Raw genomic sequence first — 13,306 nt, 5'->3', positions numbered from 1 at the left:
GCTGCCGGTACATTATGAGTTTAAATATTAAGTTAGGTGTTAGCACATGGCTATGGACATCTCCATTCAAAACAGACACTATTGAATTGTTTTCAAAGATAAAGCGTATGGGATATGATATGGTAGAAATACCGGTTGAAGACCCTGATCTGATAGATACAAAAGCTATTAAAGAGGCGCTGAAAGAGTTCGATTTATTGCCTGCAGTTTGCGGAGCTTTTGGGACAAGTAGAGATCTGACACACGATGATGTAAGCTATCATGAAACGAGTTTTAATTATATAGAGTCATGCCTGGAAATAGCCTACGAAATAGGTGCCGATTTTTTTGGCGGGCCAATGTATTCAGCTGTAGGTAAAGCACGGTTGGTAACACCCGAACAGAAGAAAATAGAGTGGGATAGAGCTGTAACTAACCTTTATAAAGTAGGAGAGATGGCAGAAGAAAGAGGCTTGCAGTTAGCTATAGAACCTTTAAATCGTTTTGAATCTGATCTGATCAATACTGCTGAAGATGTTGTCAGGTTGATTAAAGATATAGGTCATCCGACAGCAAAAGTATCGCTCGACGGTTTTCATATGAATATAGAAGAACCTGATATCGAGAAAGCAATATTACTTGCAGGTAAAGATCTTTTACATTTACAGGTTTCCGAGAATTACCGAGGTACACCAGGGACAGGCCAAACCCGTTGGGATGCTTATAGAAGAGGATTGGAAGCTATAAACTATCAGGGAGCTGTTTGCATTGAAAGTTTTACACCTGAGGTGAAAGAACTTGCAGGGGCAGTATGCATATGGCGTAACCTTGCTTCAAGCCAGGATAGCTTTGCAGAAGAGGGGATTAAATTTTTAAAAAACTGGAGTAAATAAAACATATCAAATAAACCATTGTATCAGTTAATAATATGAGTCAGAAAAAAATAAATATTGCTATCGTTGGACTTGGATTTGGGGCAGAGTTCATCCCAATTTATCAAAAGCATCCTCATGCAAACATGTATGCGATATGTCAGCGTAACCCTGAAAAGCTGCAAGAAATAGGAGATGCATTTGGAATTGAGAAAAGATATGTGAGCTACGAAGAATTACTTAAAGATCCGGATGTAGATGCCGTTCATATAAACACACCGATCCAGAATCATGCTGAGCAATCTATCGCCGCTTTAAGAGCTGGAAAGCATGTCGCTTGTACAGTTCCAATGGCTACCACTGTTGAGGAGTGTCGCCAGATTGTAGAGGCTGTAAAAGAAACCGGATTAACCTACATGATGATGGAGACAGTTATTTACAGTCGCGAATTTCTATTTGTAAAGGAACTTTATGAAAAGGGTGAACTAGGCAAAATACAGTTCTTAAGAGCATCCCATCAGCAGGAGATGGCTGGCTGGCCAGGATATTGGGAAGGCTTGCCACCAATGCATTATGCAACTCATTGTGTTGGCCCTGTATTGGCATTGCCAAAAGCACAGGCAGCATATGTTTCCTGTTTTGGTTCAGGAAAAATAGACGACAACCTGATTGAAAAATACGGATCGCCATTTGCCATTGAAACCTGTCATATCAAGTATCGGGATTCAGATCTGTCGGCAGAGGTTACACGATCACTGTTTAATACAGCCAGACAATATCGCGAAAGCTTTGACGTATATGGTTCTAAAAAATCATTTGAATGGACATTGATTGAACATGAGGATAGCGTCATCCATACTGGTGAGTCTCCAGAGAAAGTTAAAATACCAGATTATGCCCATCTTCTTCCTAAAGAAATTCAGCATTTTACAACCGCTGGTGTTTATGATTCTGAGGACAATCAGCACCTTTCATTTATCCAGGGATCTGGACATGGTGGGTCACATCCGCATTTGGTAAATGAGTTCTTAAATGCGCTGACCCAAAATAGGGCTCCTTATCCGGATGCTCAGGAATCTGCCAACATTACTTGTGTAGGTATTTTGGCTCATGAATCGGCAATGAAGGGGGGAGAAATAATTCCTTTGCCAGATTTCACGTTTAAATCATAAAAATTAGTTTATTTGCATTATCAAATGAACCGAACTCAATTAATTTTAATGTATTGAATATGAAAAAGAGCTTTGTCTTTTTAATTTGTTCTGTTTTTGCATTAGGCACAAGCGGATACGCACAAACTAAGAAAACCGGTAAGGGGGCTAAACCGGCATCTAGTGTTTTATCACCTGCAGATGTAGCGAAAGGTAAAGCATTGATTACAAAATCAGACTGTTTTGCATGTCACAAACCAACTGAAAAATTGGTTGGACCTGCATATTCAGATGTTGCAAAAAAATATCCTGCAACACAGGCAAATGTTACCATGCTTGCCAAAAAAGTAATTAAAGGTGGAAGTGGAGTATGGGGCGAAATTCCTATGGCACCTCACCCATCTGTTACTCAGGCTGATGCCGAGAAAATTGTAAAGTATATACTTTCTACAAAGTAATAACTTAAACTAAAAGGGGCCATAACTGATATGGCCCCTTTTAGTTTAAACTTAATTCTAATTGGTTTCTATCAATTTAAGCCATTCCATAATTACTGCTTTTAGTAAATCCTGTTTGGCTTTAACATCATCTATATCTTTAAATCTAACCAATCTCCTGCCATCCGGAAAACTGCCTTCAAGCAATCCGCTGGTATCATTAACTTTTGCACCTGTAGGGAAAACCAATAAAATATTACCCTTGTGAAGGTTCAGTACTACAATATCTCTTTTATATTCTTTAGGATCGAAGGGTTTCATAGGCCCTTTATAATAGAAACATGGTGAGTTCCACTTTATTTGTTCCCCTATTTCTTTATCTGTGCTTAAAATAATCTGTCTGATATATTGAGTTGCAGCTCCAACTGAAGCTTCTAATCTTTTGATGTGGGCACTTACCTTATTTGAATTTGTGGCGGTTTTAGATATGGTCATACTTTGAGATGATTGGTTCTGATGGATACTTTTTTATAACTTACTCATCTAAATTTACAGGGTGAAAACAGATTATGTGCGATGCATAAGCGACATTTTTAAGGGGTATTTGTGACAATTAAAAAATATAAAATAAATTCAGATGAACCTTAAATATAAGTAATTATCTCAATTGTATACCTATCTAGCCTAGATTTTACGATCGAGCTGACTCCTGATGAACATCAGCCCACAGCTTCTAAACAGGGTTGGGAATCATGCAAGAGATTGATGTCTGTGGGATGTTTGAACCCGATAAGGTCTCAATATTGTGTGTTAAAGGAGATGGCAGCAGCTATTTACGGCCGGATTTAGGGAACAAACCAAGGTTAAGAGAAAAAGCAATACCTGTGGATTTTAGCCTGGCATTACCGTTTCCAATTCCCGTAAGCGGCAGTTTTATAAAAGGTTGCACACCAAAGCTTAAGGAGTTTGTTATTCTTCGCTCAAAACTTAAAGATAGGTTGGCTACACCAAAAATGTGCTGATTCTGATTTTTGATTTCAAGTTCAGTCACCTTTTGTGTTCCACCCTGTGGTCCAGTAATGTATTTGTATTTTTCATTAAGCATAAAATAACTGGATAAACCAGAGTTTACACCTACTGAAAAGTTTCGCCTTTTTAAAAATGTATAATTTACATTTAATGGAACATCCAATACAATACAATCCGCATTAACCTGCCAGGCATTTTTCATATACGCTGTTCCTGCTGATCCAACTCCACCATAGTTGTATAGTTTTCTTGAATACACAGCCCCTGTGGTTACGCTAATTTTATCTGTAATGGCATAAGTAGCAAGCACGCCTATATTAGAACTTATTTTGGTGTCCACATTCAAATTCGAGCTAGAAATATCTGGTGCAGCCATAATGGAAAGTGTTAGTGCACTTCTTTTTCCTGTAATTTTTGTAGCTGGCTCATTGTTATGAACAAGTACCTCACTTTTCTTATCTGGCAGTAAGCTATCAATAGGAGCAACAGTTTGTTTATCCTCTGTTTTTGGGCTTACAGCCTTTGCAATCAGTTCCTGTTTCTTATCTTCTTTAACTGAACTGGTGTCGGGAGTGTTAATCAAATCCTGATCACGATTTATAACTTTCGGGGTCTTAACATACTCCTGATCCATTTGCTTAACAGGCAATTCAATACCAGGTTCAACAACAACCGCTTCAGGGTTTGTTTTCACAACTGTGCTAGTATCGGTATTAGTAACTAATGGCTTATTATTTACAGGCTTTTCTTTTTTCGATTCAACTATTTCAACTTTTTTTGGCTCTTTAACTATTTTTTCTGATCCAGAGAAATACCAGAACAAACCAACTATCAATGCAGCGGCAATACCACTTGAGGCAACCAACCAAAAAGGGACAATCCTTTTTTTAGCCTTGGCATCCAGTTTCTGTTCCATCTTTGCCCAGTCCAATTCCTTGAAAGGGATTTCAGGATCATTTAACCCATCTCTAAACAGCTTATCTATTCCATTATCTTTTTCCATCTGCAGCTATTTTGTTTTGTAAAGGCACTTCATTTTGAGTACTGAAATTATTAAAATATACATCTCCAGACTTGGTTCCACCAGCGGAACTGAGCCTTTCTTGCAGCTTTTGTCGTGCTTTAAATAAATTTGATTTCGATGTCCCTACCGATATATTTAAAAGTTCCGCAATTTCTTCATGCGAATACCCATCTATCGCAAATAAATTAAATACCGTTCTATAAGCAGGTGGCAATCCCTGAACCAACACCAGCAGATCTTTATAGGCCATTTGCTCATATACCTGTGCAGGCCCGCCTATGTCCTCGTGATCAGTTAGCTCATCATGATTCGAGAACTTCAGGCTTTTCCTGTAATGGTCAATAGCGGTATTGGTTATAATTTTTCCAAGCCATGCTTTAAATGGCTTTTCAGGGTCATATTTTTCAATATGTGTAAACACTTTCATGAACCCGTTATTCAATACATCAGCCGCATCATCATCATTCAAAGCGTACCGTCGGCATATGGCCATGCCATAACTATAAAATTCTTTATAGAGCAAATACTGACTTGTTCTGTCCTGTCTGATGCAACCTTCAATAATTTCCTGCACCTATTTTTTCGATTTTACATTGGCCATTTCTACCTATACTACCAACAATACGTTTAAGTTACGCAATAGGTTGCTTTAAAAATAAAAATTTATTTTCTGATCATGGCACAACCATTTATGCCCGGCTCCCGTAATCTTGATTAATACAATCAACTCTTTAATTCACCTTAAAAAAAACAACTATGTCACCCTTATTCAAAAAAACATTTGTGCTGTTTAGTTTAGCAACAGTACTTTTTACAGGCTGCTCAAAGAAAAAAGATGATGTCGTTAAAGAACCTGAGGTTTCTTACGATCTTAAACTTGCAGCATCGGCATCTTTCGGTAGTGTGATTACTGATGGAACAGGTAAAACCCTTTATTGTTTTGTAAAAGATGCCAAGAACACATCCAGTTGTATTGACGGCTGCTTAACCACCTGGCCCGTGTACTATGCAGAAAATGCAACCCCTCCAACAGGATTAAATGCTGCAGATATTGCCACCATTACCAGAGCCGATGGATCGAAACAAACCACCTATAAAGGATGGCCGTTGTATTATTATGCAGGAGATAAGACCAAAGATGAGATTAAAGGCGATGGTGTAGGAGGAGTATGGTTCGTTGCCAAACCCGATTATTCAGTTATGATGGCCAGCCAGCAACTGGTGGGGCATGATGGTAAAAATTATACTGCCGATTCTAAGGAAGGGGTGGGGATAACCGTTTACCTTACCGATGCGAATGGCAGAACCCTGTATGCTTTTACACCCGATACTTTTAACAAGAATAATTTTACCAAACCTGATCTGAGCAACAATGCGGTATGGCCAATATTTGAATCAGAGATTTTAAATGTTCCCTCTGTTCTCAAAAAAGAAATGTTTACAGTTATCACTTCTGTGGGTAAAAATCAGTTATCCTACAAAGGTCATCCGCTCTATTATTTTGGATCAGATGCGGCCAAAGGCGATACTAAGGGCGTAAGTTTTCCTAAACCGGGTGTTTGGCCTTTACTTACACTAAATACAGTCCCTTTAAATTAAGGGGTGAAAAACTAAAATGCTTATTGAGAATATTTTTATCTTGTAGTACATATTAACAAAAAAATATCTCACTTTTGGGGCATTATGGCAATTAACGATTTAAGTAAAGATCTGGCTCCCATCACGTCAAGTACGATGGCGGATGTTGTTGAAGTAAAACTGAGGGAATATTTAAAAAAGAAATCCTTCCTGCCCGGCGATGCTTTGCCAAAAGAACTGGAGTTAGCCGAGGCTCTGGGGGTAAGCAGAAATGTTTTGCGTGAAGCATTAAGCCGACTGCGCATGCTGGGCATGGTTGAAACTAAAAAGAAAAGAGGTATGGTGTTGGCCAGACCAGATATTCTTGGAACGTTTGAACGTGTTCTTGATCCGCTGATTATTGATAAGGATACACTTCAGGATATTTTTGAGCTTAGACTTGTACTTGAAATGGGATTGGCCGATCTTATTTATATCAGAAAAACCGATAAGGATATTGCTGAATTAGAAAACATAGCCAAAAAGGAAGTGAACCACGATAATTCATTCAGAATTAAAAATGAAATTGCATTTCATGGTAAGCTTTACGAAATGTCGGGTAATGATACATTGAAAAGATTTCAAATCATGTTGCTTCCCATTTTTGACTATGTAGTTACCCTTGAAAAGAAACCTATCATGGGTAAAGTGAATCATATGGATCTTGTTCAGATTCTGAAAACAGGATCAAAAGCAGATTTTAAAAAAGGAATGGAGGCACATCTTAAGCCTCATTTCGATCGGTTAAAGTAATTCTTATCTTACATATTTATAAAAAAAGGCTTCCAGATACAATATCTGGAAGCCTTTTTTTATAAATGAAATTTAATTATTTGGTTTTCTAAAAAATAGTTCCCACATTTGATATGTCCTACATAAGGGCTTATGACTAAATATAAATTGACCGCTATGAACCACTTCAAAAAAAATGATGGCAAATATCTTGTAATCGTATCTTGCTGTCTCATCGTCATCATCTCCCTTGCAATTGGGTGTTCTAAAAACTCAATAACTGCAAGCACCATTGAAAAACCTAAAGAGCAAAGCACGACCAAGGTTGTTGCTGCTGCGCTTGCCGCCCCTGTGAATACGCGTGTAGTTGTATTCAACGGAGGCAATGAAAGTATTTACCATTCTTTCAGAATCCCTTCAATCATAAAAACAAAAAATGGAACGCTGGTTGCCTTCGCCGAAGGCAGAAGATGGAGCCCAAGTGATTATGGAGATATCAATGTAGTTTATAAAAGATCTGTAAACAACGGAGCCAGCTGGTCTGCCTTAGGGGAGGTTGTTGGCAGTGGAGCCGGAACATGGGGCAATCCAACAGCTGTTTACGATCCAACTGTGGGTGAATATGGAAGAATCTGGTTGTTTTTGCAATGGAATGATGAGTTTAAAGCTCAATGGTCTGATTTTAAGGCATGGGGCGATAGAAAAATTCATACTTCTTATAGTGATGATGATGGCGTTACATGGTCTGTTCCTTTAGATCGTACCAGTACCCTAACTCCACTTACGTATAAATGGGACTGCGTTGGCCCGGGCATAGGGATCAGAACGGCTTATGATCACCCCGGCAGACTGATTGTCCCTGCTTACGGAAGAAATATATATAGTGACGATCATGGTGCAACATGGCAATATGAACCAACTGCGGGTGGTACTGATGAAAGTACAATAGTAGAATTGATGAACGGAAGCCTGATGAGAAATGACAGGCCGGGTACTACCGAGTGGAATTTATCAAAAACCAGAAGAAAATCGGTTGGCTCTATTGCTGGCGGCTTCCCTGCTTTTTCAACAGTAGCCGCACTGCCGGATCCAAAATGTGAAGGATCAATACTAAGATACAATACTGATGATCCGAACAGGATCATATTTCTTAACCCTAACGGAACAGGTCAGCGCTGCAACATGACTGTGCGCATTAGTTATGATGATGGAGTTACCTGGCCAAGAAGCCGTGCGCTTTACCCTACTGCAAACTGCAATTATACCAGCAGCACCATAGTTTACGGTGGCTATTCGAGCATGGTAAAAACGGCCGACTACTGTATTGGTGCATTAATAGAATACAATGAAGATGTTCAGAATTCAGCTACCAGCAATAAATCTATTGAATTTAACAAGTTTAATCTGGCCTGGATCTTAAACGGAAGCACTGAACCTTAAAACCAAATACTATGTGTTTTATCATCCCTTGAGCACATAACAACCATAAACCAAATATTAAAAATTAAACCAGTTATGAAGAAAAGGATTTTTATTTTTCTATCCGTTCTCTGTTGCTTTTTTGCAACTACAAACCTCTTTGGCCAAACCGGTGGCCTGCTGATCTCAGGGCAGGTTATTTCCGGATCAGGAGGAGAAACGTTACCGGGCGTAAGTGTTAAACTTAAGGGAACCTCTACAGGAATATCTACTGATGTAAACGGTAAATATTCACTCAGGATACCTGCAAATCAAGGGACTTTGGTATTCTCTTATCTCGGTTTTAAAACTAAGGAAGTGCAGGTAAACGGCCAGAGTAAGCTCGATGTTGTGCTTGAATCTGATGTAACTTCTATGGAAGAGGTGCTTATTGTAGGGTATACTCAGCAATCAAGAACTAAAACCACAGCTGCTATTTCAAAATTAGCACCCGATGAACTTAAAAATATTGCAAGCCCTAATCCTGTACAAGCCTTGCAAGGTAAAATTGCAGGTGTTTCGGTACCTGTTACCACCGGACAGCCTGGTGTAGGTGCTACAAACATCATTATCAGAGGTGGTACTAAGCCTAACGCTTATGGCTCAGGCCTTGGTAATAACAATGGAAGTTCCACCGGGTCGTCCGATAACAATTCCCCGCTTGTTATAGTTGATGGGGTATTCAGGTCTATGAATGATGTGAATCCTGATAATATAGAATCGCTGCAGGTAATGAAGGATGCTGCCTCTACAGCAATATACGGTGCAAGGGGTGCAAATGGTGTTATTGTGATTAAAACAAAAGGGGGTAAAGCAAACGCAAAAATGACGATTGCGCTAAACCACAGAACAACATGGGAAACCCCGGCCCGCGATTACGATTACCTGAATGCCGAAGAATACCTGCGTTTAGCACGTACCACAGTAAAAAATACTGCCGATGCACTTGATAAAAATAACCTTTTAAATAATGGTGGTTTCTCAGCAGGTACCCGCGTATATACACAAAAAGGGCAGTACGGTAAAAACATCAACCTTACTGCTTTGTATGATAATATCGTATCTGTAGAAGGACAATCTTACGTGGATAACCTGTTGTCCAGGGGCTGGAAAGTAATGGATGATCCTATAAATCCGGGTACAAAACTATTATATGCGGATAACAATTATCAGGATATGCTTTGGAATACAGATTTGAGTACAAACGAAAACCTGTCCCTCAGTGGTGGTGGCGAAAAATCCGATTTTAACCTTTCAATGGGTTATACCAATCAAGCAGGAACATTTGCCGGAACCAAATATAAGCGTTACGACGGGCTTGGAAATTTCGGGTTTAAAGCTGCAGATAATTTCCGTATTGATGTGATGCTGAACTATCAGAATGTAATGCCTAATTATGTTGATGGTTTTCAAAACGAATTGGTAAGAGGTACGCGTATCACGCCATTGATCCGTACTTTTAAAGATGACGGAAACCCTATGCCGGGCGAGCTGTATACCGTTCGTAACCGCTTTCATACTTTGATGTATGATGACACACGTACCTCAAGCGAAAGATTGGTATCCAGAGTAGCGGGAGATCTGACCATCACTAAAGGGTTGCATTTTAAACCCTCTTTTTCTTATCTGATAGACGATTATAAAGAGCTATTTATGAGGAAGGGAACTCCTGCTGATGAAGTACAGCCAGCAACGCAGCGTCAGAAAAACGATTACACTAAAAATGCCAGACAGCTGATGATCGATCAGGTTTTGCAATATGATTTTAGTATAAAGGACGCACATAATTTTACTGCTCTTGGTGGTGTTAACTTTATCAGAAACACTGATCATGTGGCTAGTCTGGGCTCTCAGAGAGGAAGTAACGATTATATCTATACCATAAATGAGCCACCAACAACAGTAATCAATGGGGTAGTCATGAGTAACGTTACCAACTTTGCAACCACCATTGGCGAGTCCAGGTCTGCCAGTGCATTCACCCAGATCAACTATGATTACAAGGCAAAATACCTGTTCAGTGGTTCCCTTCGTTATGACGGTTTCTCAAATTTTGCCGTTCAAAACAAATACGCATTTTTTCCTTCTGCTTCCGTAGGATGGAATGTTAATAAAGAAGATTTCTGGAACGTAAAGGCTATCAATGCCTTAAAGTTAAGGGCAAGCTGGGGTGCTGCAGGCCTTAGCGATCTGAGTATTACTGATACTTATGGTGGTTATGCTTCCATTCTTGATGGCAGAACAGCAAATTATGCTCAGAGCTCGGGTATTTTAAGGTCCAACCTTGCCAATTATAACCTGCGCTGGGAATCTACAGAAACTACAGATTTTGCAATTGATGCTTCGTTCTTAAACAGCCGCATTAACCTGACTGTTGATTATTATAACAAAAGGACCAAAGACAGGTTGGCATCTAAACCATTACCATCTGAGTCTCCTTTTTCATCAATTGCATTTAACAATGGCGAGCTGCGCAACCGGGGTGTAGAGGTTGAATTGGGTGCAACCATCATCAAAGGAAATGATTTTAAATGGGATGCTAATTTTTCTTTTGCCTACAACCAGGCTTTAATTACCAAGTTGCCTGATAATGGCCGCGCTAAAAACAGACAGGGTGGAGATATGATCTTCGATCCGGTTTCAAATTCATTGGTAGAGGCAGGAGGTTTTGCAGAAGGCGAGCGTCCTTATCCGATCTATGCATACCGGGTAACAGGAGTATTTGCTACTGATGAGGAAGCCAAGGCATGGAATGCGAAAGTAAAGGATAATCTTGCTTCTCCACAAGGGATAGCAGTAGGAAAACGAGGTGGCGATTATATTTTTGATGATGTGAATGGCGATGGTGTAATCGATAGCAAAGACCAGGTTTTTATGGGTTACCGAAACCCTAATAAAATGGGGGGTATGCAAAATACTTTTAGCTATAAAAACATCTCATTAAGGTTCACTATGGATTATGCTATGGGGCACCTGATCAGTAATGGAGCTTTGGCTCGTTCATTGGGGCAGGGCAGGGCATTTAATGAAGGTGCGCCATCAACCGCTATAGGACCTGATATCTGGCAGAAACAGGGTGATGTGGGTAAAAAATATGCACGTTTCTCTTTTGCTGATTATGATTTCGGACAACGTAACTACTTGCGTAATGCACCGCTTGGAAATAACAATAGCTACAATTCAGATGTATCAGCTATGTATTCTAAAGGCGATTTCCTGGCCTTTAGAGAAATTTCAATTTCTTATGATGTACCTAAAAAAGTACTGGAAAAAATAAAGGCATCTGGTCTTAATATTTTCGCTACGGTATATAATGTAGGCTATTTAACCAAATATGAAGGGTTAAACCCCGAAGTCTACACCGGATTTGATCCTGGAGGTTATCCAAGACCAAGACAATTTTTATTAGGTGTTACATTGAAATTCTAAAAAAACCAATTATGAAACCATCATGATTTTTCAAACCACACAGTGGTATGAATAAATCTGATAGCTTCATCACAAATGAAAACAAATTATAAACAGATGAAAAAGATTACATTCATTATAATAACCATCATCTCTCTTTCAGCCATCTCTCCCGGCTGTAAAAAGCTGCTCGAAGTAAAACCTCAGTCAAGTGTTACCGACGAAGTATTCTTTAAGAACGAGAGCGATTTTGAACCTTATGTTACCGGTATCTACACCTATATGCGTTTGTTTGCTAATAATATTGTGTACGGTACAGAGCGTAGCGAAGAACTGGTTGCTGCGCTTAATTCCAGGTTTGGTGTCTCATGGAGTCAGATCATTACGCCATCTTCTGGCGCAATCAACTATAACGATTGGTATAAAGCCATTGGTCATTGCAACTTGTTGTTAAAAAAAATAGAAGGCTTTTCTTTTGCCGCCAATCCGGATACCAAGAAAAAAATCCTTGCCGAAACGTATGCTTTAAGGGCTTATTTCTATTTCCATCTTACCCGTGTTATAGGTGATGCCCCATTGATGCTGGCGGCAGTTGAAGACGAAAATGTGCCTTTACTGCCAAGATCAAAAGCAGTAGATGTTTTAAAACAGGTTCAGTCAGATCTTGATCTTGCCATCCAGAATTTTACTTCTATGAGTGGATTTTCAAAAACGGCTTACCCGTCAAAATACCGTTTTGCATATGGTTCTGCAATGGCGCTGAAAGCAGATGCATATTTATGGAATGCAAAGGTGCTTGGCGGTGGAGATGCCGATCTTGCTGCTGCAGCTACAACAATTACTGAAGTAGAGGCATCGGGATTAACTTTAAACCAGGATTATAAAAATGTAACAGGTGTAAGGGCAGCTACCAACCCTGAAGTGGCTTTGGCGGCTTACTTTCAAAGAGATGAAGCCGGAGGCAACTATGGTGTAAATGCACTTCCATATTTAACAGGGGTTGACGGAGCATTGAACCTGGATAAGATTCCTTACGCGCAAACTTCGGCAAACGGACAGGGAGCATATCAGATCAGCCCAAAGTCGAGAGCCTTATTTACCAACCCTGACGACAAACGGATTCCATATACCTGGGTCACCGAGATGCAGGCAAGTGGCCCTAAAATTTCATGGATTACCAAATATCCTGGAAACATCTATGCCGATGGCCGTGTATCTGATAATGACCTGATCATTTATCGTTTATCGGATATCTTCCTGATGAAGGCTGAAGCTTACGCTGGATTGAATAATATACCATTGGCTATTGAATACCTGAACAAGGTGAGGCAAAGAGCGGGTACCGGAGTTTATAGCGGATCTGTTGTAAAGGTAGATGTTGAACTGGAAATTCTTAATGAGCGTGGCCGTGAGCTGTTTTTCGAGAACAAACGCTGGTACGATCTTGTTCGTTTTCATAAAGGAGGAACAATTGATGTATATAAATATGTTCCAAATCTTGTTGGTAAAACTACACCATTATTCTGGCCGCTAAATACTACGGTATTTGCAAATAACCCTAACATTAAACAAACAGACGGATATTAATTTATCACAAAT

The 13,306-nt window shown here is 39.6% G+C and carries 11 protein-coding genes; 8 read left to right on the top strand and 3 right to left on the bottom strand.

Annotation, left to right across the window (positions count from 1 at the left end; all coding sequences use genetic code 11):
• The first annotated feature begins 14 nt into the window (after positions 1 to 14).
• The 3 genes from CPT03_RS13195 to CPT03_RS13185 are packed head-to-tail and all read left to right on the top strand — an operon-like array spanning position 15 to position 2,460.
• A complete protein-coding gene (locus CPT03_RS13195) occupies positions 15 to 872 on the top strand; it encodes a sugar phosphate isomerase/epimerase family protein (protein ID WP_099439286.1) in 858 nt (285 codons plus the stop codon).
• 35 nt (positions 873 to 907) lie between these two features.
• On the top strand, positions 908 to 2,023 hold the full coding sequence (locus tag CPT03_RS13190) for a Gfo/Idh/MocA family protein (protein WP_099439285.1): 1,116 nt from the start codon (positions 908 to 910) through the stop codon (positions 2,021 to 2,023).
• Between the two features lie 59 nt (positions 2,024 to 2,082).
• Positions 2,083 to 2,460, top strand: a complete 378-nt coding sequence (locus tag CPT03_RS13185; protein WP_099439284.1) for a c-type cytochrome — start codon at positions 2,083 to 2,085, stop codon at positions 2,458 to 2,460.
• Between the two features lie 57 nt (positions 2,461 to 2,517).
• Here the strand turns inward: CPT03_RS13185 and CPT03_RS13180 are convergent, their stop codons facing one another.
• The 3 genes from CPT03_RS13180 to CPT03_RS13170 form a co-directional block, all read right to left on the bottom strand.
• Positions 2,518 to 2,934, bottom strand: a complete 417-nt coding sequence (locus CPT03_RS13180; protein WP_099439283.1) for a DUF1801 domain-containing protein — start codon at positions 2,932 to 2,934, stop codon at positions 2,518 to 2,520.
• 334 nt (positions 2,935 to 3,268) lie between these two features.
• Positions 3,269 to 4,471: a hypothetical protein gene (locus tag CPT03_RS13175; RefSeq protein ID WP_099439282.1), complete on the bottom strand. Its 1,203-nt coding sequence runs from the start codon at positions 4,469 to 4,471 to the stop codon at positions 3,269 to 3,271.
• A complete protein-coding gene (locus tag CPT03_RS13170) occupies positions 4,458 to 5,066 on the bottom strand; it encodes an RNA polymerase sigma factor (RefSeq protein WP_245869837.1) in 609 nt (202 codons plus the stop codon). The genes CPT03_RS13175 and CPT03_RS13170 overlap by 14 nt, the downstream gene beginning before the upstream one ends.
• Positions 5,067 to 5,248: 182 nt before the next feature.
• On the opposite strand from CPT03_RS13170, the gene CPT03_RS13165 reads away from it, so the two are divergent.
• The 5 genes from CPT03_RS13165 to CPT03_RS13145 all read left to right on the top strand — a co-directional run bounded on the left by CPT03_RS13165 (position 5,249) and on the right by CPT03_RS13145 (position 13,294).
• On the top strand, positions 5,249 to 6,091 hold the full coding sequence (locus CPT03_RS13165; protein ID WP_099439280.1) for a hypothetical protein: 843 nt from the start codon (positions 5,249 to 5,251) through the stop codon (positions 6,089 to 6,091).
• Between the two features lie 84 nt (positions 6,092 to 6,175).
• Positions 6,176 to 6,862: a FadR/GntR family transcriptional regulator gene (locus CPT03_RS13160; RefSeq protein ID WP_099439279.1), complete on the top strand. Its 687-nt coding sequence runs from the start codon at positions 6,176 to 6,178 to the stop codon at positions 6,860 to 6,862.
• Positions 6,863 to 7,018: 156 nt separating this feature from the next.
• A complete protein-coding gene (locus tag CPT03_RS13155) occupies positions 7,019 to 8,281 on the top strand; it encodes a sialidase family protein (RefSeq protein ID WP_099441110.1) in 1,263 nt (420 codons plus the stop codon).
• Between the two features lie 75 nt (positions 8,282 to 8,356).
• On the top strand, positions 8,357 to 11,728 hold the full coding sequence (locus tag CPT03_RS13150) for a SusC/RagA family TonB-linked outer membrane protein (protein WP_099439278.1): 3,372 nt from the start codon (positions 8,357 to 8,359) through the stop codon (positions 11,726 to 11,728).
• Between the two features lie 96 nt (positions 11,729 to 11,824).
• Positions 11,825 to 13,294 carry a RagB/SusD family nutrient uptake outer membrane protein gene (locus CPT03_RS13145; protein WP_099441109.1) on the top strand — a complete coding sequence of 490 codons (1,470 nt, stop codon included), beginning with the start codon at positions 11,825 to 11,827 and terminating at the stop codon, positions 13,292 to 13,294.
• Positions 13,295 to 13,306: the final 12 nt, after the last annotated feature.

It is taken from the genome of Pedobacter ginsengisoli (assembly GCF_002736205.1).
GTDB classification, from domain to species: Bacteria; Bacteroidota; Bacteroidia; order Sphingobacteriales; family Sphingobacteriaceae; genus Pedobacter; species Pedobacter ginsengisoli_A.
This window is presented reverse-complemented; position numbering and strand designations above follow the sequence as displayed.

Bases quoted from the DNA above. Each gene is read 5' to 3' on its own strand.
- CPT03_RS13195 (WP_099439286.1), top strand. From the start codon at position 15: ATGAGTTTAAATATTAAGTTAGGTGTTAGCACATGGCTATGGACATCT.
- CPT03_RS13190 (WP_099439285.1), top strand. From the start codon at position 908: ATGAGTCAGAAAAAAATAAATATTGCTATCGTTGGACTTGGATTTGGG.
- CPT03_RS13185 (WP_099439284.1), top strand. From the start codon at position 2,083: ATGAAAAAGAGCTTTGTCTTTTTAATTTGTTCTGTTTTTGCATTAGGC.
- CPT03_RS13180 (WP_099439283.1), bottom strand. From the start codon at position 2,934: ATGACCATATCTAAAACCGCCACAAATTCAAATAAGGTAAGTGCCCAC.
- CPT03_RS13175 (WP_099439282.1), bottom strand. From the start codon at position 4,471: ATGGAAAAAGATAATGGAATAGATAAGCTGTTTAGAGATGGGTTAAAT.
- CPT03_RS13165 (WP_099439280.1), top strand. From the start codon at position 5,249: ATGTCACCCTTATTCAAAAAAACATTTGTGCTGTTTAGTTTAGCAACA.
- CPT03_RS13160 (WP_099439279.1), top strand. From the start codon at position 6,176: ATGGCAATTAACGATTTAAGTAAAGATCTGGCTCCCATCACGTCAAGT.
- CPT03_RS13155 (WP_099441110.1), top strand. From the start codon at position 7,019: ATGAACCACTTCAAAAAAAATGATGGCAAATATCTTGTAATCGTATCT.
- CPT03_RS13150 (WP_099439278.1), top strand. From the start codon at position 8,357: ATGAAGAAAAGGATTTTTATTTTTCTATCCGTTCTCTGTTGCTTTTTT.
- CPT03_RS13145 (WP_099441109.1), top strand. From the start codon at position 11,825: ATGAAAAAGATTACATTCATTATAATAACCATCATCTCTCTTTCAGCC.